General features: G+C 63.5%; 24 protein-coding genes. 15 read left to right on the top strand and 9 right to left on the bottom strand.

Annotated elements, in window-relative coordinates:
• Nucleotides 1-13: 13 nt before the first annotated feature.
• From FKZ61_RS19130 to FKZ61_RS19090, 9 genes are all read right to left on the bottom strand, one after another.
• Complete coding sequence (locus tag FKZ61_RS19130) at nt 14-439, bottom strand: universal stress protein (RefSeq protein WP_141611746.1); 426 nt, start codon at nt 437-439, stop codon at nt 14-16.
• 146 nt (nt 440-585) lie between these two features.
• Nucleotides 586-1,365 carry an SDR family NAD(P)-dependent oxidoreductase gene (locus FKZ61_RS19125; RefSeq protein WP_141611745.1) on the bottom strand — a complete coding sequence of 260 codons (780 nt, stop codon included), beginning with the start codon at nt 1,363-1,365 and terminating at the stop codon, nt 586-588.
• Between the two features lie 122 nt (nt 1,366-1,487).
• Nucleotides 1,488-2,186 carry a haloacid dehalogenase type II gene (locus FKZ61_RS19120; RefSeq protein WP_211358643.1) on the bottom strand — a complete coding sequence of 233 codons (699 nt, stop codon included), beginning with the start codon at nt 2,184-2,186 and terminating at the stop codon, nt 1,488-1,490.
• An 81-nt stretch (nt 2,187-2,267) separates the two neighbouring features.
• Entirely contained in the window at nt 2,268-3,137 is an 870-nt protein-coding gene (locus FKZ61_RS19115) for a peptidyl-alpha-hydroxyglycine alpha-amidating lyase family protein (protein WP_141611744.1), read from the bottom strand.
• Between the two features lie 55 nt (nt 3,138-3,192).
• The gene (locus FKZ61_RS19110) at nt 3,193-3,927 is read right to left on the bottom strand and encodes an NAD-dependent epimerase/dehydratase family protein (RefSeq protein ID WP_170200012.1); all 735 of its coding nucleotides are present in this window, start codon (nt 3,925-3,927) and stop codon (nt 3,193-3,195) included.
• Between the two features lie 284 nt (nt 3,928-4,211).
• On the bottom strand, nt 4,212-4,907 hold the full coding sequence (locus FKZ61_RS19105) for an NAD-dependent epimerase/dehydratase family protein (protein WP_141611742.1): 696 nt from the start codon (nt 4,905-4,907) through the stop codon (nt 4,212-4,214).
• A gap of 32 nt (nt 4,908-4,939) precedes the next feature.
• Complete coding sequence (locus FKZ61_RS19100) at nt 4,940-5,818, bottom strand: VOC family protein (RefSeq protein WP_141611741.1); 879 nt, start codon at nt 5,816-5,818, stop codon at nt 4,940-4,942.
• A gap of 10 nt (nt 5,819-5,828) precedes the next feature.
• A complete protein-coding gene (locus tag FKZ61_RS19095; RefSeq protein ID WP_170200011.1) occupies nt 5,829-6,866 on the bottom strand; it encodes a D-cysteine desulfhydrase family protein in 1,038 nt (345 codons plus the stop codon).
• Nucleotides 6,867-7,153: 287 nt separating this feature from the next.
• The gene (locus tag FKZ61_RS19090; RefSeq protein ID WP_141611739.1) at nt 7,154-9,439 is read right to left on the bottom strand and encodes a xanthine dehydrogenase family protein molybdopterin-binding subunit; all 2,286 of its coding nucleotides are present in this window, start codon (nt 9,437-9,439) and stop codon (nt 7,154-7,156) included.
• A gap of 686 nt (nt 9,440-10,125) precedes the next feature.
• Between FKZ61_RS19090 and FKZ61_RS19085 the strand changes: the two genes are divergently transcribed.
• The 15 genes from FKZ61_RS19085 to urtB all read left to right on the top strand — a co-directional run bounded on the left by FKZ61_RS19085 (nt 10,126) and on the right by urtB (nt 22,525).
• Entirely contained in the window at nt 10,126-11,100 is a 975-nt protein-coding gene (locus FKZ61_RS19085; protein ID WP_170200009.1) for a GntR family transcriptional regulator, read from the top strand.
• A 102-nt stretch (nt 11,101-11,202) separates the two neighbouring features.
• The gene (locus tag FKZ61_RS19080; protein ID WP_141611737.1) at nt 11,203-11,466 is read left to right on the top strand and encodes a hypothetical protein; all 264 of its coding nucleotides are present in this window, start codon (nt 11,203-11,205) and stop codon (nt 11,464-11,466) included.
• Nucleotides 11,467-11,729: 263 nt separating this feature from the next.
• Entirely contained in the window at nt 11,730-12,092 is a 363-nt protein-coding gene (locus tag FKZ61_RS19075) for a hypothetical protein (protein WP_141611736.1), read from the top strand.
• Nucleotides 12,093-12,545: 453 nt separating this feature from the next.
• On the top strand, nt 12,546-13,238 hold the full coding sequence (locus tag FKZ61_RS19070) for a PIN domain-containing protein (protein WP_141611735.1): 693 nt from the start codon (nt 12,546-12,548) through the stop codon (nt 13,236-13,238).
• Nucleotides 13,239-13,259: 21 nt separating this feature from the next.
• Nucleotides 13,260-13,616, top strand: coding sequence for a DUF4926 domain-containing protein (locus FKZ61_RS19065; protein ID WP_229964320.1), 357 nt, complete (start codon nt 13,260-13,262; stop codon nt 13,614-13,616).
• A gap of 294 nt (nt 13,617-13,910) precedes the next feature.
• Nucleotides 13,911-14,147 carry a DUF4160 domain-containing protein gene (locus FKZ61_RS19060; RefSeq protein WP_141611734.1) on the top strand — a complete coding sequence of 79 codons (237 nt, stop codon included), beginning with the start codon at nt 13,911-13,913 and terminating at the stop codon, nt 14,145-14,147.
• Nucleotides 14,128-14,445 carry a DUF2442 domain-containing protein gene (locus FKZ61_RS19055; RefSeq protein ID WP_141611733.1) on the top strand — a complete coding sequence of 106 codons (318 nt, stop codon included), beginning with the start codon at nt 14,128-14,130 and terminating at the stop codon, nt 14,443-14,445. The genes FKZ61_RS19060 and FKZ61_RS19055 overlap by 20 nt, the downstream gene beginning before the upstream one ends.
• Nucleotides 14,446-14,622: 177 nt before the next feature.
• Nucleotides 14,623-14,835: a UPF0175 family protein gene (locus tag FKZ61_RS24525; RefSeq protein WP_211358642.1), complete on the top strand. Its 213-nt coding sequence runs from the start codon at nt 14,623-14,625 to the stop codon at nt 14,833-14,835.
• Between the two features lie 425 nt (nt 14,836-15,260).
• A complete protein-coding gene (locus FKZ61_RS19050) occupies nt 15,261-15,989 on the top strand; it encodes an urease accessory protein UreF (protein WP_141611732.1) in 729 nt (242 codons plus the stop codon).
• Nucleotides 15,990-15,997: 8 nt separating this feature from the next.
• Nucleotides 15,998-16,906: an urease accessory protein UreD gene (locus FKZ61_RS19045; RefSeq protein ID WP_141611731.1), complete on the top strand. Its 909-nt coding sequence runs from the start codon at nt 15,998-16,000 to the stop codon at nt 16,904-16,906.
• Between the two features lie 36 nt (nt 16,907-16,942).
• Nucleotides 16,943-17,245 (top strand): urease subunit gamma, encoded by a 303-nt coding sequence (gene ureA, locus FKZ61_RS19040; protein ID WP_141611730.1) that lies wholly within the window; start codon nt 16,943-16,945, stop codon nt 17,243-17,245.
• A gap of 25 nt (nt 17,246-17,270) precedes the next feature.
• Nucleotides 17,271-17,657, top strand: coding sequence for an urease subunit beta (locus tag FKZ61_RS19035; RefSeq protein WP_141611729.1), 387 nt, complete (start codon nt 17,271-17,273; stop codon nt 17,655-17,657).
• 66 nt (nt 17,658-17,723) lie between these two features.
• The gene (gene ureC, locus FKZ61_RS19030; RefSeq protein ID WP_141611728.1) at nt 17,724-19,439 is read left to right on the top strand and encodes an urease subunit alpha; all 1,716 of its coding nucleotides are present in this window, start codon (nt 17,724-17,726) and stop codon (nt 19,437-19,439) included.
• A 712-nt stretch (nt 19,440-20,151) separates the two neighbouring features.
• Nucleotides 20,152-21,495, top strand: a complete 1,344-nt coding sequence (gene urtA, locus FKZ61_RS19025) for an urea ABC transporter substrate-binding protein (protein ID WP_141611727.1) — start codon at nt 20,152-20,154, stop codon at nt 21,493-21,495.
• 133 nt (nt 21,496-21,628) lie between these two features.
• Complete coding sequence (gene urtB / locus FKZ61_RS19020) at nt 21,629-22,525, top strand: urea ABC transporter permease subunit UrtB (RefSeq protein WP_141611726.1); 897 nt, start codon at nt 21,629-21,631, stop codon at nt 22,523-22,525.
• The last annotated feature ends 16 nt before the right edge of the window (nt 22,526-22,541 follow it).

The raw sequence follows: 22,541 nt of genomic DNA, 5'->3' as shown, positions 1-22,541 counted from the left end.
ACGCGCCCTGTCCTCACGGCACAATGAGGGTAGGGCAATAGGTGTTGCGCAACACCGCGGCGCTGACGCTGCCCAGGAGCGCTTCCGCCACATTGGAGCGGGCCAGGGCCCGGCTGCCCATGATGATCAGGTCCGCCTGGTGAACCCGGGCCGCCTCCAGGATCGCAGGGGCCGCCGGCCCGCGACGCACGTCCGCCACCGCGTGGATGCCTGCCTTTTCCAGGGCTTCTACGGCATCGGCGGCCACTTCATTGGCCACCTGTTCGAAGTGCGCCTCCAACTGGGCGTAGCTTTCGGTCCAGTCGTAGACTTCGGGGACCTCGTAGGCGTGCACCACCACGACCTGGGCGTCGCTGCGTCGGGCCATATGCTCGGTGTAGACCAGCAGCCGCTCCACCGCCGGTGAGCCGTCCACTGCCATGAGGATGGTTTTGAACATGGGCTTCTATCTCCGTAGGCCAGAACCATACGCTCGTTCCCTTTGGAAACCATTATAGCAGCAAGCGGGCCGATTGGACGCATGGCAAGGAGCGGTGTGGCCACATTCTCCACTATCGGATTCTCCACCGTTGACCAGGGGCATCTCTACCCCGTCATGAGAACCCCACCGTCGATGTTGATGGCCTGGCCAGTCATGGCCCGGGCGTCGTCGCTGGCCAGGTAGACGGCCAGGGGCGCCACTTCTTCCGGCTCCAGGCGGCGGCCCATGGGCGTCAGAGTGGCTTCCAGTTCCTCCACGGTTTTGCCCAGCCGCCGGGCGTCGTAGGCAATGCGCAGGTCGTTGACCAGGGTATGTACCGGCCCCGGGCAGATGGCGTTGACGGTAATGCCGTCTTTGACCACTTCCATGGCCAGGGTGCGGGTGAGCCCCAAGAGGCCGTGCTTGCTGGCCGCGTAGGCGGCGCCGTGCAGGGAGCCAATCTTGCCGTTGATGGAGGCGATGTTGATGATGCGGCCGTGGCGGCGCTGGAGCATGTCTGGCAGTACCCGCTTGCAAAAGAGGTAGGGAACGGTCAGGTTAACATATAGCAGCTTCTCCCAGAAGTCGTCGTCATACTCCACCACCGGCCGGGGATTGGCGCTGCTGCCCATGCCGGCATTGTTGACCAGGATCTCCACCGGCCCCAGCTCCTGCACCACGTGCCCATGCACCCGGTCCACCGCGCCCGGCTCGGCCAGGTCTGCCGGGAGCAGGGCACAGCGCACGCCCCTCGCGACGATCTCGTCCCGCAGGGATTCCAGCTCGTCCAGGGCGCGGCCGGTGATGCCCACATGGGCGCCCTCGTCCGCGAAAGCCAGGGCGATGGCCCGGCCGATCCCTTTGCTGGCGCCGGTGACCAGGGCGACTCGATCTTGTAATTTCATGGGTTTCCATCCTTTCGATCTGTATCGACATCGAGGGTCACTTGTCGATGTGCTGGCGCGCCATTATTTGCGCGCCATTATTTTTTGCAAGCGAAAATATTGTGGGGAGCGAAGACCGGGCATTAACGGAGGAGGACGTCGGCCAGCTCGGAGAAATCGGCAACCTCCAGGTCGGGCCGGAGATCGGTATCCTCGTAGGGCAGCCCGTAGCGATTGACGAAGGCGCCCCGAAATCCACAGGCCCGGGCCCCCACCACATCGAAAGAGTTGGCCGAGACCATGAGACATTGGCCCACCTCCAGGCCCAACTGGTGCGCGGCCCGCCGGTAGACGGCCGGGTGGGGCTTGAAGGCGCCGGCATGGGTGGCCGAGAGCACGGCGTCGAAGGGAAAGCGAACCCGATGCTGCACCAGATGCGCCAGGAACTCGGGATCCCCGTTGGAGAGCACCACCAAACGGAAGCGAGCATGGAGCCGTTCCAGCGCGGCGTTCACGTCTGGAAAGGGCGAAAGCTGCTGCCAGGCTGCCATGAGCTGGTCCACCTCCTCTGGGGCGGCAGCCACGCCATTGAGGGCCAGGGTGTAAACCAGGGCGCGGCGCACCGTCGCCAGGTAGCCGCTGTGGCCCAACATCATGATGGTATCCTGATACTGCTCCAGGCGCTGCCGCGCCCGCCACTGCGCCCAGAAGCGGTCGGCGTCCACCGCAGCTGCCCGCTGGCTGAGGAATGAGCCAATGGCGGGCTTGAGGCTGCCTCCCAGATCCAGGATGGTGCCGAAGAGGTCAAAAGTCAACGCCTGGATATTCGCCAGCTCAATCATTGGAATCCCTTTCTATGGCTATCCCGTCCATGGTGATCCCGTGCGGAGTGGGAAGGGGCAGCAGAAGGCCGCCCGGCGTCCTTACGAGTCCAGGCGAACGAACTTCTGCAGGCGGCCATCAGTCTGGACTTCACCCACGTAGAGATCCCCTCGGGAATCGGTCCAGATGCCGTGGGGACAGGCCCGGAACTCGCCCGGCCGCTCACTTTGGCATCGCCCGCCCCACTGGGCCAGGAGTTCACCTTCCAGGGTGTAGATGCTCACCTGTTGATCCAGCTCGGCCACATAGACCACGTCCTCATGGGGGTCGAAGTGGATGGTATCGGGATGGGCCAGGCCCGTCCACTGGTCCAGGAAGTTTCCCTCGGTGTCGAAAATCTGGATGCGGCAGTTGGTGCGGTCACAGACCCAAACCCGGTCATAGCGATCGACCCGGACGCAATGGGAAAGGGCGAACTGGCCGGGGCCATCCCCCCACTCCCCCCAGGACAGGAGCAGCCGGCCATCGGGCGAAAACTTGTGGACACGCGCGTTGCCATAGCCATCCGAGACAAAGAGCTCGCCGGTGGAGGCTACCGCCAGATCCGTCGGCAGCCGGAAAGGGTCGCCATCGGCGGCTCCCTGCTGGCCCGGGGTGCCCAGGGTCAGGAGGAGGCGCCCGTGCCGGTCGAACTTGTGGACGCAGTGGGTGTTGCGTTCGGTGCAGTAGACGTTGTCCTCGGCGTCAATGAAAATGCCATGGGCGTCCTGCAGAATGCCTTCTCCCCAGGAGTCCAGAAAATTGCCCTCCGTGTCAAAGATCACCAGGGGATGTTCGCTACGGGAATAGACGAAGACTCTGTCCCGGGAATCCACCGCCACCGCGGGGATCCAGCCCCAGGTCCACCCTTCGGGCAATTTGGCCCAATGCTCGATTACCTCGTAGGTGTATCTGCCAGCACCGAATGGCATGGTTGCCTCCTTGTTTTGTGAATTCTATCCCAGCATGATGGCCATGGACGTGGCCTCAGCGGGCTGAACGCCGCCAGAGGGCCTCGATGTCCCGGCGGGGTTGCCAGCCCAGGATGCGCTTCGCCTTGTCGTTGAGAAACTTTTGGTGGGGCATGTCGGTAAAAATGTAGAAGACTTCACAACGGGAGGGGAGCTGTTCCAGGGGGATCTCCAGGCCCAGGGGGAAGACCTCGGCGCCGTTCTGCCAGGAGACCGCGAACGGGCGGACCTCCCGGCCCAGCTCCAACTGCGCTGGATCCCGGAAGTTGTAGTAGAGGTAGGTCTGGACGTAAATGTCGTACTGCTCGGTGAAGACCCGGCAGATCTCCAGGCCCAGGGACTTGGTCAGCGCGTAGAGGTTGGTGCCCGGCTGGGGAGGGATGTCCGGCGAGATGGCATAATCGAAGAGTTCATAGGTGCGGCCGGCCACGGTGAAGTGGGGGCCGGTGTTGATGACCCGGCGGATGCCGTGGGCCACGGCGGCCTGCATCATGTTGTAGCAGCCCAGCGCGTTCACGTCGAAGGCCAGCTTGCGATGGGGGCGCAACACGGCCAGGTTGATGATGGCGTCCATGCCCTCGGCCGCCCGCATCACCTGGTCCGGGTCGGCAATGTCCACCATCTGGAACTCGCCCTCAAATTTCACGGGCGGCGGTTTGATATCGGTGACCCGCAGGTGGTAGCGGGGTGCCAGGAGAGGAATCACATAGGGGCCGAGCATGCCGGCCCCGCCCAGGATCAGAACGTTCATGGTGCCAACCTTTCCGATTACCCCCATCCATTCAGCTTTTTATAATCTCAGCTCCAGCCAGATATTGGTATCCAGCAGGTACATTTTGACGGGTAGGATCACATTCAACTGGGGTACATCCATCCGCCCGATGATGAGGCATTTCCAGGCCTCGCTGGGGCCGAAAACCCGTTGAAAACAGACCCTTCACCCGTCCGGATTGGGTGCAACAGGTGCGTAGAGCGGGCCGGAGACCTGCCGTGGGTGGCTGTGAAACCTGTGGATCAAATCGGCCAAGAGAATCATCACGACACTGGCTCGAACTGCACCCGGGGCGAGAAGCCCAGGACACGACGGGCCTCGTCGATAGGGAAGCGGCTGTGGGGACCATCGGCCTGGATGTGCAGGACCGTCCAGAGATCCAGGGACGCGTCCAGGGCCAGGGAGACAGCCTGGACCACATCGGCCATGTCCACCCACAGGGGGTCGAAGGGGGCGTCCGCCACCTCCGCCGCCCGCACAGGATGACCGATGCGCAGGACCGCCACTTGCAGCCGATGCTCCCGGGCAAACTCCCGACAGACATACTCGGCCAGGTGCCGACCCAACACCCGGGGCTCCGGCGTGGGCACCGGCCGCCACCGCTCGGTCACCAGATAGTCCGGATCGTAGCCGGCCATCACATCCAGCGAGCCCAGGTAGATCGCCCGTTTCACCCCCTCCTCCGCCGCGGCGGTGAGCAGGTTGTAGGTGCCCCGCATGGCAAAGTCCAGGTAGCTCGTATCTGAATCATCCGGCAGGGGTTCCACCAGATGGATGATGGCATCCATGCCCCGCACCAGCAGGTTGGTGGAGGCGTCGTGCCCCAGCGGGCTCAAGGCGAACTCGTACGGCGTGGACACCCAGGTCCGGTCGGTCAGGCGGAGGGAGTGGCCGTCGCTCAACCCGTCGGCCAGGGCCTGGGCCAGTTCTGAAGAAGCAGAAGTCAGGAGCAGGTTCATGGCTCTTATCACAGGATTGGGGAACGGAAGTTTCAGGATGGATCGACACGCAGCAGCAGACGAGCCCCCAGGGAGGGCTCGGGGACGATGAGCCAGCACGATTCTGCCTCAGGCGCCGGTTCCAGGGAGAAGCCCTGGGCCGCCAGCAGCTCCCGGGCGTGTTCCAGATTGGCGGCGGCCAGGGTAACGCTGAAGAGGCCTTCACCCAGAGCCTCCAACCGTGTGGCTGCTTCCCCGGCCCCACGGGGCGCCAACAGATCGATGGTGAAGTCGCCCAGGGCGAAGCGAAGCCCGTCTGCGGCCAGCGCCGGCACATCGCGGGTGCCGGCCAGACCCAGGCCTAGCTGGCGGCCGTAGAGCTGGCGGGCGGCATCCAGATCCCGGACCAGCACGGTCACCCCGGCAACCCGGGTCACGCCCAGGGGATGTTGGCCCGGCTGTTCCCACTGCAGGCGTTCGTCGTCCGGCAGCTCCCACTGGATGAAAAAGGGCCAGGGGCGCCGCCAGCCGGTGCCGCCGGGCAGGAGCAGGCGCCACTTCAACACCCGGCCGTCCGGCCGCGCCCGCTCCATGGTCAAGGGGCCATCCGCGGCCAGGCCGGTGGCCCGGAAGTGGGCGGCCAGCCCGTCGATATCGTCGGTAGCCAGGCAATAGCCCAGCATGCCGCCGCCATGGGCATCCAGAAATTCCACCAGGGTCGCGCGCCGGGGGCCTGCGGCCAGTACCTCGTCCCGGCTGTAGACGCCGATGAGCTCCAGGTAGTCCAGCCCAAAGCGGACAATGGCGTTGTGGCTGCCCAGGCCCGTGTGTCGCCCACCCGGGTAGACAGACAGGCCCAGGCGCCGGTACTGCGCCGCCGCGGCCTCCAGGTCGGCCACGGCGATCACCGCATGGTCAAATCGGGTGATCATGGATTACCGCCTACCCGAGGGTGAGTCCCATGACCTCGTCCGCGTAGGCGAAGAGGGCTGGCGCGCCGCCGGTGTGCACAAAGAGCACCGGCCGATCTGGAGGGAGCTTGCCGTTGCGGATGTGGTCGATGAGCGCGGCCATGGCCTTGCCGGTGTAGACCGGATCCAGCAGGATGCCTTCCAGCCGGGCCAGCAGGTGGATGGCCTTGAGGCCCGCTTCGGTGGGGATGCCATAGCGCTCGCCCACGTAGCTGTCGTCGTTGTCGAAGTCGTCCGAGGTGAACTGGATCTCCAGCCCCAGCCGTTGGGCCGCCTGGTTGGCCATCCGCGCCATGGCCGCGAAACGCTCGGGCATCCCCTGGAAGGGGGAGATCCCCCGCACATGGATGGGGCTCTCCAGGTAGGAAAGGCCCAACACCAGGCCCGCCTGGGTGGTATCCAGCGCGGCCACGTAGAGGTAGGCCGGTTCGATGCCCTGCTCTCGACACTGGCGCACGATTTCCAGCCCGGTCTCGGCGTAGGCGAGGGCATCCAGGTCCACGGTGTCGGCCTGGCGCGGCCAGTAGACCTGCTTGCCCTCCTGGCGCAGACGCTCCACCGTAGCCCGGATCACGGCCTGCTGGTGGGCGCGGTCGTTGTCCTCCAGGATGGCCACCTTGGCGCCAAAGAGACGCTGCAGGAAGTGGTTGCCCTGCACCTGGACGCGGTCAAATTCCCGCTCCGGCCGCAGGACCAGATACAGCTCCAGCCCCAGTTTGGCACAGGCGGCGGCCATCTGGCGGCAGTAGTTGGACTGGACGGCCGCGCCGGTGACAATGACTTCGGCGCCCTGGGCTTTGGCATGGGCCAGGCTGAACTCCAACATGCGGGTCTTGTTGCCACCGAAGGCCAGGCCGGTCAGGTCATCCCGCTTGATGTAGATGGGTGGACCGTTCAGGGCGGCACTCAGGCGGGGGAGGAACTCCAGGGGGGTGGGGCGCACGGCCAGCTCCACCCGGGGCAGGGTGGCCAGGGCCCGTTCCAGGGTTTCTTCGCGGTTGTGGGACATAGAGGGGCTCCATTTCCTCCCATAGCGGGGGCAGATCCATATCATACCGAATTGTCTTGCGAAATGGCACCCATGATTTCGCAGGCCTGGCATGGAAATGTGACCTGCGATGCCTCTCGATCAGACAATCGGTATCAGGGCCCACCGAAAGGGACCAACAGGTCGTTGAGCCTTTCGAGATGGGAAAGATATAAAACGTGAAACGCGGTGCGACCAGGCCGCCCGCGTTTCACGTTTCTGTCTATCTGCTCCGGTCGGGCCGGGGGAGCCGCCGGACAGCCTCGTGCCTATGCCAGCTGCAGCATGGCGGACGTGACTTTGGCCGGGTTCATGGGCAGCTCGGTCATGCGCACGCCCACAGCCCGGTAGATGGCATTGGCCAGGGCTGCGGCCGGCGGCACGATGGGCACCTCGCCCACGCCCCGCACGCCGTAGGGATGGGTGGGGTTGGGCACCTCCACCAGCACGCAGTCGATCATGGGCAGGTCCAGCGCGGTGGGCATGCGGTAGTCCAGCAGGGACGAGTTGAGGAGATGGCCTTCGGCGTCGTAGAAGTACTCCTCGTTCAACGCCCAGCCCACGCCCTGGGCCACGCCACCCTGGATCTGGCCTTCCACGTAGGCGGGATGGATGGCCCGGCCCACGTCCTGCACCGCAGTGTAGCGCAGGATGGTCACCTTGCCCGTCTCGGGATCCACCTCTACGTCCACAATGTGGGTGGCGAAGCCAGGGCCAGCGCCCCGGGCGGTGGTACCGTAGGCGGCTACGATGGGGCCAACGTGATCGTTCAACACCTTGGCCGCCTCGCTGAAGGTGAGCTTTTCATCGCCGTGGGAGAAGACGCCATCCGCGAAGTGGACGGCATCCACCTCCACATCCCAGTAGGAGGCCAGCCCTTCCCGCATCTGGTTGATGAGGCGCTTGCCCAGCTCGTAGGCCACCACGCCAGTCTTGAAGGTGACGCTGCTGCCGCCCGTGCCGCTGGTGAAGCCGATGGACTCGGTGTTGACCACCTTGGGGTTCACCTGCTCGGCGGGGATGCCCAGGGTTTCGGCCAGCTGCATGGCCATGGAGGTGCGGGTGCCGCCGATGTCGGTGGAGCCCTCGATCAGGTTGACGATGCCATCCGCGCCCACGTTCACCTCGGCGCAGCTCTGGCCGCCGCCATTGAACCAGAAGCCAGAGGCCACGCCCCGCCCACGGTACTTGCCCTCCAGGGGGGTCTTGTAGTGGGGGTGGTTCATGGCCGCTTCCACCGTCTCCAGGTAGCCGATACGGGCGTAGACAGGGCCGTCGGGGCGGCGGTCGCCTTCCACCGCGGCGTTGCGTCGGCGGAACTCCAGGGGATCGATGCCCAGCTTCTCGGCCAGCTCGTCGATGACCGTCTCCGAGGCGAAGGCCGCGTTGGTGCCGCCCGGCGCGCGGTAGGCGCCCGTCTGGGGCTTGTTGACCACCACGTCGTAGCCGTCGATCTGGACATTTTCCAGGCGATAGGGGGCCAGGATCACGCCACAGGCCGCGCCCACGGGTGAGCCGGGGAAGGCGCCGGCCTCGTAGATCAGCTCGGCCTGGGCCGCGGTGATCTTACCATCCTTGGTGGCGCCCATCTTGACCCGGATGTAGGAGCCGGAGGTGGGGCCGGTGGCCCGCAACACCTCGGTGCGGCTCAGGGCGATCTTGACCGGGCGATGGCCAGCCTTGCGAGAGAGCAGGGCCGCGGGCACGTCGGTGTAGGCGGTGAACTTGCCACCAAAACCGCCGCCGATCTCGGTGGGGTTGACCACCACCTTGCCCACGGGAAGGCCCAGCAGCTCGGCCACCTGTCCCCGGATCTGCCAGGGGCCCTGGGTGCTGGTGATGACTTCCACCCGGCCGTCCTCCTTGTAGATGACGGTGGAGGCCTGGGGTTCGATGTAGCCCTGGTGGACCATGGCGGTCTTGAATTCCCGCTCCACGATCACGTCGGCCTCGGCGAAGCCCTTCTCCAGGTCGCCCCGTTGGTGGCGGATGTGGGCGGCCACGTTGGTGGGCTTATCCCCTTTCTTGCCCAGCTCGTCGGTGCGCAGGTCCTCCAGCAGGATGGGCGCATCCTCCTTCATGGCCTCCTTGACGTCCAACACCGGGGGCAGGACCTCATAGTCCACCTCGATGAGCTTGAGGGCTTCTTCGGCCACGTGGGGGCTGTCCGCGGCCACGGCAGCGACCGCGTGGCCATGGTAGAGCACCTTGTCGTGGGCCAGGATGTTGGCCGCCAGGTAGCGCAGGTTGACCGCGTCCTCGCCCATCTCGGCGATCTTGTCGGCCACCTCGGCCATGTCGGCTGCAGTCACCACGGCATGGACGCCAGGGTAGGCCTCGGCCTTGCTGGTGTCGATCTTGCGGATACGGGCGTGGGCGTGGGGGCTGCGCAAGATCTTGCCGTAGAGGGTGTTGGGCAGATGGGGATCGTTGGCGTACAGGGCACGGCCGGTCACCTTGTCCACGCCATCATGGCGGATCGGCCGGGTGCCGATGACTTTGAACGCTTTGCCATTGGTGCTGTGGCCGTTCACCTGTTGAGTGCTGTCGGTCATTGGTTGAGCCTCCCTAGCAGTTGTATATCTTCAGAAAGTGGACGTCAGCCTGGCACGTCAAAAGCGACATGAAAAAACAGGCGTACAGAAGGGGTGGTCGGAGTGATTTAGGCTGGCTACAACAATAAAAGATTAGCACATTTTTTCCGTTTGGAAAAGTCCCACGCCCGGAGGGAAAACCATTTTTCGCCCGCTGGCCCCATCGGCTGGACGGCCCTCGCCTCCGGGCCAGGCATTTCCGGCAGTTCGTCGCTACGGCACGGGGGCAAACGGCGCGGCGTCGCTCATGGTGGGCCTGCTGGAAATAAACCTCACCGATGGCCTCGCGGATAAGTGCGCTCAAGGATTTACCCTGTTCTACAGAGAGCCGCGACAGGAGCTCGTACTGCTCCTCAGTCAACACCGCCTGGACACGTTTGGTGTAGACAGCCATCTTCTCCTCCTGTAGACAATGCCGCCGAATCTCTGTTGGGCATTTCAAACCTGGTAGCATCGCTCTTTCCTACCCAATGATACCACCCCGACAACAGCGCAGGCCATCCAGCCCTGATTTTGGGACTTGACAACCGTATCTGTTTGGTGTATATTCATAGTGTCCTAATTAATTAGGACACTATGAATATACACCAATGTCAGGATGCCCAGGGGAAGTGGAAAGAAAGAAGTGGACAGAAACAGGTGAAACCATGCGACTCCAAATCGAAACCAACAGCCATCTCCCCGTTTACGCGCAGCTCAAGGAACAGATCAAATTCCTGATCTTGAACGGCGAGTTGGCCCCGGGTACTCCCCTGCCCACCACCCGACAGCTGGCCGGCTTCCTGGGCATCAACCGCAACACGGTGCATCGGGCCTACCAGGAGCTTCAGCAGGAAGGGCTGATCCGATGCCAGCGTGGGCGAGACTGTGAAGTGGTGGAACGGCCGGGCGCCGTGGCCCAGCCCATCTCGGCCCGCCTCCTGGCCATCATCGACCAGGCCATCGAGCAGGCTGGCGAACTGGGCGTCACGCCCGACGACTTTGCCACCTACGTCTATGCCCGGGCCAGACAGCGTCAGGATGTACCAGTGGCCCGGCGGCTGGCCTTCGTGGAATGCCAGGAGCCCATCGCCGTGGCCATGGCCCAGGCCATCGAAGCGCGGCTTCAGGTGCCCGTAGCGCCCATCGTGCTGGAAGATTTGCACGATCCATCGGAGGAAACAGAAGCCCGACTCCAGGAAGCCCAGGTGGTGGCCACGACGTTCTTCCACATTCAGGAGGTGCGCCGGCTCCTGGCCGGGAGGGGGAAGGAGGTGGTGGCCATCGGCGTCAAGCCCCACCTGGACAAGCTGATCCAGATCGCCCAGCTCCCCAAGGGTACGCCGGCCGCCCTGGTCTGCCTGAGCGAATCGTGCGCGCTGGACATGGAACGTTCCCTGGGGAACGCGGGCATCCGGAACCTGGAGCCCACCCTCTGTGGTGTGGATGATCCCCAGAGGCTCTCCAGCGCCCTGCCGGCACATGGGGTGGTCATCGCCTCCGATTTCGTCGCCCACCAGGTCCAGCCCCTGCTGCAGCCAGAACAGCGGCTGATCACTCTGGACTATACCCAACTGGATGAGGGTGCGGTAGACCTTTTGCGCTCCGTCCTGCATGAAGGAACAGGCTCCCAAACAGGCTGAGCGGTCTCTCCCGTTTCCGTTGGATTCCGCCGGTCCGGCCCCCGGGCCAGGCATTTCCGGCAGTTCGTCAGGTCCGAATCACAACCCATATGGAGGCCCGACATGTTTTTGCTACCCAATCACCTGGGGCTATTGGCGGCGTTGCAAGAAGAGTACCAGAAGGAACGTCTGCGTGAGGCGGAACGGGAACGCCTGATCCGGGCCGTCGAACGGGCACAGCGTCCAGAGAGAGGGCCAGGTCTCAGCCGACGCATGGCCCACTGGACAGGCCAGCGTCTGGTCGGCTTGGGGCTCAGGCTGCAGCACTACGGCACGGGGGCACAGGTCGGCTGTCCACCCCTGGCCAAGGTTCCAGAACAGCCTTGACGCCACTGCAGAAACCACAGATGACACGGACACAGACAAAGCTGAAAACACATCCCGGTTGTTCCCGATTTCAACACAGCTTGGGCATCTTCAGATAGCGGGCCAGGCGGGATGGCGCCGCATCTGAGGATGCCCACACCGCCCATGGGCCACCACCGCAACGCGGAGTCGGCACCCTCAGATGCCGGGCCAGGGTAAATCTGTGTTCCTCTGTGGAATCTGTACATTCGGATTCGCTTCCGGGGAAGAGGAGGAAAAGTTTCATGAGCCCACTACACCGGCTGTCACTGCTCCTGGCCCATCCAAAAACCCGGCTCCTGGACGCCGAACAGCGGTTTTTCGATGGCCACGGACGTGGAGGGGCCTTCCAGGGGCAGCGGCTGGTCATCCCCCTGGGGTATTTTGCCCAACCCCAGGTGGAGGCCGCGTTGATTGACTGGCTGCGCGGGAGCGGCGCCCTCGACCTGGCCCAGTTGGAGGACCAGTGGAAGGCCGCTCCCTCCTGGGAAGAGCGGGTGGCCTTCTACCACAATCTGGCCACCTTCTTCTATCTGTTGGCCCATCCCGAGGCGTGCCGGGTATCCAGGAGGAGGTCCAGAGACGTGCATGAAAGCTTGAAGCCATAGGAGTTCGAGATCGTCGGTGCAAAATGTAGGGCCAGGGGCCTAGAGGGCTCCTCGCCCTATCCGGCGTGGGCTTGCTGCGCCCGCCCACGGCCGGCTACGGTTTCATGCAAAGCGACTCACCTTTTCTCCTGCTTGACGGCTTCTCCTGCTTGACGGCGAGAAAGTGGAGTTGTATATTCACGGCAAGCTGGTTAGGGCGTTGGGGCCTACGGTGAACATTCCGTAGATACCCCTGACTTGCAGTGGAGCCGATTATGTGCTGCGGATACCGATCCGCATAAGACCATCTACTCTTCGGTATATCCGGATCGATTTCCGGGCTCCACCTGATTTTGAGGGAGTTATACGGAAAGTTTCCACATAATCAATAGTTCAGCCGACCGCTTCGCGCTCGGCTGAACGGCGCGGCGGGCTTCGCCCGCTTGTCATAGTTACGAGCATCCGAGCATAGCAATGTCAAACATTACAATTTTTTTGGACACACCTATACTCAGGGAAGCCTTTGTCAAGAGAACAAACGGCATAAATTGGCGTCAAGATTACAAGTTGCCATCCAATGCCCATTTCATTACAGCCCACAAATGCGTTGCGGAGATGTACGGAATACTCAAAACGAGCATTCTTGATACGGAGCTGGCTTCTTATGGCCTCGTATCTCTCAAGCATCTCCGCGATATAATTTTCGATGGAGATGACTTCCTCAACATTTTCTGGCATCGCCAGGTGCTTGAGTCCTCACCCTCGGTACTGGCTCAATCAACCAGCACGGATGAGTACACAAGGAAACTTCAGATGCTCGCCAAATGGCGTACTGGATATGAGCAGGTCCGCTACGACTTCGACGAGTTTTTGAAGCGGGAATCTATTGAATATATACACTACGGTGTCCTATTTGCTCAACATGAGTGGCAGGCGAAGTTTGATGATTTGGCAATCGAGACATTGGTACCGTCAGAGGATTTGGAAATCGTCCTCGCTGCTTGGTTTGCTAAAGCGGATATATTCTTGACCAGAGATAATGGGCTAATCCGTTTCTCGTTTTCGTTACCGATTGAACCCGGAATCCCCCTCTTTTGTAGGCCAGAAGAACTTGAGCAGAAACTAACTGAGATGCGGCAAGGAGTGATTACATCCACTGGAAAATAGAAAAGGCGCGGGCTAACCGTTATGCTGATGCGACTTCCAAATAGCGCGAAGGCTTACATCCCAAGAACGAAGCTCACAGATTATCTTCTTTCAGAAACATACGCTGTCGGAAAAGCCAAGGAGCAGCAGAAAATGTTTCGAGAACTAGATACGGTCGTGTTGGCTCGGGATTTAGAAAAATATTCACTTCGCAAAGGCGATGTGGGAACGATAGTATATAGCTATGCTGAAGGAGAGGCTTTTGAAGTAGAGTTTGTTACGGGTGAAGGGAAAACCGTTGCTGTTGTCACTTTGAGTGCAACGGATATACGCCCCATAGGGGACGAAGAGATTCTGCACGTTCGGACGCTTATGCCTACAGCAGATTTGCCTGCCTGACAAGCGCTTGCAGCGGACGCGCGCTCCACTCGCGCCGCTGAAGCGCGCGCCATTGAGCCACATGGGCTGGGACGCCTCTCCCAGGCCGCGTGGCCTGCCACCGGCCACAGGCTTCCCTCTCTGCTCCCGTCTCAATTGACCGCCACTTATGCCAGGCCCTCCCCCCTTGTGCAACGTGCCCAATAACCGGGCCCGGATCTTGTCCATTTCGTTTAGGCAGGTAGACGCTTTCACCCTGTGTTATGTTAGAATGGGACAAGGCAGTCTTTATCTCATGCCGTCGGTGTTTGCACAATGCCCACCATCAAACATATAGGGCCGTACCGGTTCTTCTTCGTATCTCTAGACTATGGTGAGCCGCCACATATCCATGTTCAACGTGAGAAAATGGTGGCGAAATTCTGGTTGGATCCGGTTGCTCTGCAGAAAGCCGGTGGGTTCAAGGCAAAGGAGTTGAACCAGATTGCCAAACTGGTGCAGGAGCATCAAGATGAGTTCTTGGAGCGATGGTATGAATTCTTCGGTCGTTGAAATCCAGGAAGCCCGAGCGCGGCATGTTGAGATCGATGAGGAGATGCTCACCGTTGAATTGGTGGATGGGCGAGTGATCAGTGTGCCGCTGGCCTGGTATCCCCGTCTGTGGTACGGCACACCGGAGGAGCGAGCACATTTTGAGATCATTGGGGATGGGGCGATCATCCATTGGCCGGACCTGGATGAAGATTTGAGCGTGAGCGGCATTCTGGCCGGCAGGCGGTCTGGGGAAACGCCTGAGTCTCTGAAGAAGTGGCTAGAGGCTCGCGGCAAGCAGAGGAGCACAAGCGAGTAGCGTAAGAGACTGGACTTGGCGCTTTCCGGTGATGGTCCAAAGACCTGCCTAACACGGCATGCAGCGGCGGGGCGGCGCTGGCGCGATACGGTCGCTCACCAAAGCCGTGGCAAGCAAAGCCGCCCGTGACCGCGCGGGGCGAAGCCCCGTCCGCTGCATGCTCACGTTGGGCGGCATGTGCTGGGACGCCTCTCCTCAGGCTGCGCGGCTGAACTGGCGGGCGTGCCACGGGTAGAGTTTCTCTTAAACTTGCATCGCTATCGGGTGTTTTCCCTTGCGGCCGAGTTAGAGGAGCTGGAAGCAGCCCGTGGATATCGCGTGGACATCGCAATTAGCAATACCTCGCCGTTGTGCTTTATTTGTGCCGGGTCGGCTGATTGGCGTGGTTAGCACGATTTTTTTACCGAAGAGAAACCTTGGACCGATGATTGAAATCATCGGCTGACACACCACAAGTACGTTGAAACGCACTCAGCGCCCCAGGGTCGTGCCGGAGGGGTAGTCAGACCATCGACGCTTCTGTCGCCCCATCAGGGATGGTGGTACCGCTTCACCCATTCTGCCCCTTGCGACAATCGGATGATTCGCACAGTGGCCTGCCACCGGCCACAGGCTTCCCTCCATACTCCCCCTCTCAATGGACAGCCTCTTGTATCTGACCTCCCCCCCTTGTGCAACGTGCCCAATAACCGGGCCCGAATCTTGTCCATTTTCTCGGATGCAGCCCCTCGCTGATTGCTCTATACTGGCGGGATGTACAGATTCTATCCATTCTTCCATTCGAGCAGAGCACGAGCAAGGATCCACCCGAGCCCATGCTGCACGACGCCCTGAACGCCGCCGACGGAGCCATCCGGCTGCTGCAACTGCTGCACCTGGCCGACAGCGCCTTGCCCATCGGCGGGCAGGCCCACTCCTTCGGCCTGGAGACCCTCACCGCCACAACCCTGGTGACACCCCTGAACCTGGAGACGGCCCTGGGCGACTACCTGGAAGAGGCCGGCACCGTGGACGCCGTCTTCTGCCGGGGTGGCTACCGCCTGGCCGAAGGGCCGCCAGGGGCCACTTTCGCAGATGGCTGGTATCGGCTGAACGCCACCCGGGCCGCGTTGCAGCCCGCTCGGGAAAGCCGGGAGGCCAGCACAGCCCTGGCCAGGCGCTTCCTCTCCCTGGCCCAGGAACTCACCGGACACCCCCTCCTGGCCCAGGCCCTGGACGTGGCCCGACAGCAGGCGATCCCCCTGCAACATGCGGCCACGGTGGGCCTGGTGGGTGGGGCGTTGTCCCTGGGTGAGGATGCCACTGTCCTGGCCTACCTGCAGCAGAGCATGGCCGCCCTGGCCTCGGCAGCCCAGCGACTGCTGCCTGTGGGCCAACACCAGATGGCCGCCATCCTCTGGCGGCTCAAGCCGCGCATGGCCGCACTGGCCCAGGCCAGCCGCACGGCCCACTGGCAGCAGGGCGGATTCACCAGTTTCGCCCCCCTGCTGGAGGTGGCCGGCATGCGCCACCCCCGTCTGCCCGTGCGCCTGTTCATCAGCTGATTGCAACCATGGCATCCACCACACCCCGAACCTGCGGCGCCCTGGCGCTGCGGTTCTCCCGGCCAGAGCCCCAGAGTCCAACTCGCCTCCATGTCCAACGCCAGGAGCCCCCCCTGCGGGTGATACGTGCCTTTCCCATTGGCGAGCAGGGCGCCCTGGTGCATCTCCACAACGTCTCGGGCGGGGTGCTGGGCGGCGACCAATTGACCGTGGAGGTGACGGTGGAGCCGGGCGCCTACGCCCAGCTGACCACCACCGGTGCCACCCGACTCTATCGCCCCCGGCCCCACAGCCCGCCGGCCTGTCAGCACACCGACCTGCGGGTGGGCGCGGGGGGCATCCTGGAGTACCTGCCGGATCCCATCATCCCTTTCACCGCCGCCCGCTACCGCCAGCAGACCCACGTGCTCCTGGAGGCGGACGCCGGCTTCTTCGGGTGGGAGGTGGTGGCCCCGGGGCGAGAGGCCAGCGGCGAGCGTTTCGCCTACACCTGGCTGGAACTGGCCCTGACCATCGAAGCGGTCGAACCGGCGGACGAACAGACGGAGGCGTCCAGCGTGGAAGGCCGCCGTCCCATCGCGCTGGAACGGGCACGCCTGGAACCGGCCCCACGGCCACCCGCTTCTCCCATCCGGCTGGGACCCTATCTTCACTATGCGAATTTTTACGCCTGCCGGGTAGGTGTGCCCCACGAGCGTTGGCTGGCCCTGGAGGAAACCCTGGCCGATCTGGCCGATTCCTTGAGCCAGGAGGGGCGCTGCCTCTGGGGAGCCAGCACCCTGGCCGCCCACGGCGTGGCCGTTCGGGGCGTGGCCAGCCAGGGCCGCGATCTGCTCCAGGGCCTCCCCCGCTTCTGGCAGGAGGCCCGCCGCTTCCTCTACGGCTCGACCGGGGAGATGCCCCGCAAGCTGTACTGAACTTCCACGTCTTGAATGTCCGACAGGAGCATCACCATGCATCTGACGCCGCGTGAACAGGAAAAACTGCTCATCTTCGTGGCGGCCGAACTGGCCCGCAAACGCCAGGCCCGAGGCCTGAAACTCAACTACCCCGAGGCCGTGGCCATCCTCACGGCAGAAATTCTGGAAGCGGCCCGGGATGGCCGCACCGTGGCCGAAATCATGAGCTACGGCGCCACCATCCTGCGCCGGGAAGATGTGATGGACGGCGTGGCCGAGATGATCCACGAGGTACAGGTGGAGGCCACCTTCCCAGATGGCACCAAGCTGGTCACCGTCCACGATCCCATCCGCTGATGTCACCCAAAGGAGAGGGCAAACCATGATCCCAGGCGAAATCCTTGTGGACGAGCAGGCGGGCCCCATCCGGGCCAACGCCGGCCGGGACACCGTCACCGTGCTGGTGGCCCACACCGGCGACCGCCCCATCCAGGTGGGCAGCCACTTCCACTTCTTCGAGGTCAACCGGGCCCTGCGCTTCGACCGCCGGGCCGCCTACGGCATGCGCCTGAACATCCCGGCCGGCACCGCCGTCCGCTTCGAACCGGGCGACGTGAAGGAGGTCACCCTGACCTCCCTGGCCGGGGACCGGGTCGTGACCGGCTTCAACGGCCTGGTCCAGGGCCCACTGGACGACCCCGCCGTCCGGGCCGCCGCGCTGGCCAAGGCCGCCCAACGGGGTTTTCTCAATGATAGTCCTGAGTCCTGAGTCCACAGGCTAGACCCCAGACTTTGGACTCCGGACTTCGGACTCATTCATGAGGAGTAAAACACCATGACCCTGCAGATTCCACGGCAAACCTACGCGGACCTCTACGGCCCCACCACCGGCGACCGGGTGCGCCTGGCCGATTCAGCGCTGATCATCCAGGTGGAGCACGACTACACCGTCTACGGCGATGAAGTCACCTTCGGCGGCGGCAAGGTTATCCGGGATGGGATGGGGCAACGCAGCGCCGCCACGCGCGCGCAGGCCCTGGATCTAGTCATCACCAACGCCCTGATCCTGGACCACTGGGGCATCGTCAAAGGCGACATCGGCATCAAGGACGGCCGTATCGTCAAGGTGGGCAAGGCGGGGAACCCCGATACCATGGCGGGCGTGGATCCCGAGCTGGTCATCGGGCCATCCACCGAGGTCATCGCGGGGGAACACCTGATCGTCACCCCGGGGGCCATCGACAGCCACATCCATTTCATCTCCCCCCAGCAGGTCTACGAGGCTCTTTCCAATGGCATCACTACCATGTTGGGCGGCGGCACCGGCCCCGCCACGGGGACCAACGCCACCACCTGCACCCCCGGCGCCTGGAACCTGGCCCGCATGCTCCAGGCCGCCGAGGCCTGGCCGGTCAACTTCGGCTTCCTGGGCAAGGGCAACGCCGCGGATCCGGCGCCCCTGGCCGAACAGCTGGAGGCCGGCGCCTGCGGCCTCAAGCTCCACGAGGATTGGGGCACCACGCCCGCGGCCATCGACACCTGCCTGCGGGTGGCGGAGGAGTACGACGTCCAGGTGGCCATCCACACCGATACCCTGAACGAGGCCGGCTTTGTGGAGGACACCATCGCGGCCATCGCCGGCCGCACCATCCACACCTACCACACCGAAGGCGCGGGCGGCGGCCACGCGCCCGACATCATCCGCATCGCCGGCTACCCCTTCGTCCTGCCTTCATCCACCAACCCCACCCGCCCCTACACAGTCAACACCGTGGCCGAGCACCTGGACATGCTCATGGTCTGCCACCACCTCAACCCCCAGGTGCCGGAGGACGTGGCCTTCGCGGAGAGCCGCATCCGGGCCGAGACCATCGCCGCCGAGGACATCCTCCACGACCTGGGGGTGATCAGCATCATCGCCAGCGACTCCCAGGCCATGGGCCGGGTAGGCGAGGTGGTCACCCGCACCTGGCAGACGGCCCACAAGATGAAGGTCCAGCGGGGGCCTCTGGCACCGGACACGGACCGCCACGACAACTTCCGGGCCAAGCGCTACGTGGCCAAGTACACCATCAACCCGGCCATTGCCCACGGCATCGCCCACGAGGTGGGCTCCATCGAGCCGGGCAAGCTGGCCGACCTGGTGCTGTGGAAGCCGGCCTTCTTCGGCGCCAAGCCGGAGATGGTCATCAAGGGCGGCCTCATCGCCTGGAGCGTCATGGGGGACGCCAACGCCTCCATCCCCACGCCCCAGCCGGTCCTCTACCGGCCCATGTTCGGCAGCTTCGGCCAGGCCATTGCCCCCCTGAGTCTGACCTTCATGTCCCAGGCTGCGGTCGCGGCTGGCGTGCCCCAGGCCCTGGGCCTCCGCAAGCCGGTGGTGGCGGTGGCTCGCTGTCGGGGCATTGGCAAAGCCGACATGGTGCACAACGACGCCATGCCCGACATTCAAGTGGATCCAGAGACCTACGAAGTGCGGGTAGACGGCGAACTGCTGGCCTGCGAGCCGGCGGCCTCCCTGCCCCTGGCCCAGCGCTATTTCCTCTTTTGAGGCCCACAGAGATTTTTTCAACCACCGTAGGTCCGGTATGGAAACCGGACCTACGGTGCCTGAGGATGCTCCCTCCGCACCGGAGCCACCTTCGCGACGCGGGATCGGCGTCCTGCCCTGAAAAAATGGACCCCGGATGGGCAGGTCCGGTCTCCGGGCCGGACATCCGCACCCAGCGGAACCGGAACCCATGTCACGCAGGGATGCGTGACCTACGGCACCGGAGCCACCTTCGCGACGCGGGATCGGCGTCCTGCCCTGAAAAAATGGACCCCGGATGGGTAGGTCCGGGCTCCTGGCCGGACATCCGCACCCAGCGGAACCGGAACCCATGTCACGCAGGGATGCGTGACCTACGGCACTGGAGCCACCATCATGACGCGGCGTCGGCACCGCGGCCTTTTTTTCGTGCAGACCGCCCACACCACCGAGCATCACCCCACCACTCCAACCGCCATACCCATCGACCCCCTCGCTTAATTTGTGCATTTTGCACACAAGCTGCCAGATCCTTTCTGTAGGCCTTGACCAGTGTGCCCCGGCCCTGGATCGGCTATGCTGAGGGGCGTCCGGTTGGCTGGCCAGCGCTGGACGGCTTTCCACCATACCTGCTCAAAGCATTCCCATCGATCCTGATTTCATCGACAGAAGGCACCATCAGGATTCAGCTCAGAAATCACCATCAAAAAAGAAGGAGGAAGACTTGTCTGCCATGGAGCAACATCTGATACGCGCCGCCCTGGCCCGGAGACCTTCCGCCGGCCGGCTGGTGGCCCTGCTTCTGGTCATCGCCCTGCTGGTCAGCGCCTGCGGCGGCTCTTCTGCTTCCAACAACGCCGCCGAAAGCAGCCCGGCGGAAGCGGAACCGGCCGCCAGCACGCCGGCCGCGGCCGCCGAGTCCGCTGCCGGGGAGGGCGGCGACACCATCAAGGTGGGCATCCTCCACTCCCTGAGCGGCACCATGGCCATCAGCGAGGTCTCGGTCAAAGATGCCACCCTGCTGGCCATCCAGGAGATCAACGCCAACGGCGGTGTGCTGGGCAAACAGCTGGAGCCCATCATCGAGGATGGGGCCAGCGACTGGCCCACCTTCGCCGAGAAGGCCCGCAAGCTGATCCAGCAGGATGGCGTGGCGGTGGTCTTCGGCTGCTGGACCAGCGCCAGCCGCAAGGCGGTGTTGCCCGTTTTTGAAGAACTCAACGGGTTGCTCTTCTACCCGGTGCAGTACGAGGGCCTGGAGGCGTCGCCCAATATCTTCTACACCGGCGCTGAACCCACCCAGCAGATCATCCCGGGCGTGGACTATCTGGTGAACGAGCTGGGCGCCCAGAGCATCTACCTCCTGGGCTCCGACTACGTCTTTCCCCGCACGGCCAACCTGATCATCAAGGCCCAGCTGGAGCACCTGGGCGTGACCCTGGCCGGTGAGGAGTACGTGCCCCTGGGCGGCACCGAGTTCAGCACCATCATCAGCAAGATTCAAGAAGCCCAACCAGACGCCATCTTCAACACCCTCAACGGCGACAGCAACGTGGCCTTCTTCAAACAGTTCAAGGATGCCGGCTTCACTGCCGAGACCCTGCCGGTGATGTCGGTGAGCGTGGCCGAGGAAGAGGTGCGGGGCATCGGGCCAGAGAATATCGCCGGCCACTACACCGCCTGGAACTACTACCAGACCACCGACACGCCGGAAAATGAAGCCTTCGTGGCCGCCTACAAGGCCGCCTACGGGGAAGATCGGGTCACCAGCGACCCCATCGAAGCGGGCTACTTCGGCGTCTACCTGTGGAAGGAGATGGTGGAGAAGGCGGGCAGCGTGGCCGTGGACGACGTGCGGGCCGCCGCCCAGAGCGGCGAGATCACCTTCCAGGCGCCGGAAGGGCTGGTCAAGGTCGACCCGGAGAACCAGCACACCTGGAAGATTGTGCGCATCGGCAAGATCAACGAATCCGGCCTGATCGATGAGGTCTGGAGCTCGGGCGAGGCCGTCCGGCCAGATCCCTTCCTCCAGAACATCGAATGGGCTGCAGGGCTGGCCGAAGGGTTGAGCCAGTGATCCGCCCCAGAAGTTCCTAGTCTGGAGTCCGAAGTCCAGAGTCCGGAGTCTAGATTGACTTCGGACTCCGGACTTTGGACTGTAGACTCCGGACTTCTGCCGCACCACAGAGGAAGAAGGGGGAAATGGATTCATGGACGCATTGATACTCCAGGCTTTTAACGGCATCAGCCTGGGCTCGATTTTGTTGTTGGTTTCATTGGGGCTGGCCTTCGCCTTCGGCCTCATGAACGTCATCAACATGGCCCACGGGGAGTTTATCATGGTAGGCGCCTATGTGGCCTACGTCTTTCAGCTTTTGCTGGCGCCGGCCATGGGTGGCGTGGAGGCGGGTCTCTGGTTCCTGGCCGCCATTCCTGCGGCCTTCCTGGTAGCCGCGCTGTTGGGCGGGCTGATGGAAACCACCCTGGTACGCCACCTCTACGGCCGACCGCTGGACACCTTGCTGGCCACCTGGGGTGTCGGCCTGATCCTGCAGCAGGCGGCCCGCTCCATCTTTGGGGCGCCCAATGTCAACGTGGTCAGTCCGGCCTGGCTGAACGGCGGCGCCGATATCGGGGCCGGCTTCCTCCTCCCGTACAAGCGCATCTTCATCATCGGCCTGGTCCTCCTGGTCGTGGTTGCCATGTACCTCTATCTGTACCGCACCAGCCAGGGCCGGCGACTGCGGGCCGTCATGCAGAACCGGGAGATGGCCTCCTGTCTGGGGGTGCGCTCCCGCTGGGTGGATGCCACCACCTTTGCCCTGGGCACAGGGCTGGCCGGGGTGGCCGGCTGTGCGCTCACCCTCATCGGCCCCATCGGCCCGTCCCTGGGGACCTTCTACATTGTGGACGCCTTCATGGTGGTGGTCCTGGGTGGGGTCGGCAGCCTGCCGGGCACCATCCTGGCGGCCACGGCCATCGGCGTGACTAACACGGTGCTGGAGCTGGGCACCACGGCCACAGTGGGCAAGGTGCTGGTGCTGCTGGCCGTCATCGTCTTTTTACAGTGGAAGCCTTCGGGCCTGGCCGCGCTGCAGACCCGTTAACACATGCAAAGGAGCA

This window comes from Litorilinea aerophila (genome assembly GCF_006569185.2).
In the GTDB taxonomy this organism is placed as follows: domain Bacteria; phylum Chloroflexota; class Anaerolineae; order Caldilineales; family Caldilineaceae; genus Litorilinea; species Litorilinea aerophila.
The sequence above is the reverse complement of the archived record's forward strand: the minus strand, read 5'-3'. Positions and strand labels throughout refer to the sequence as shown.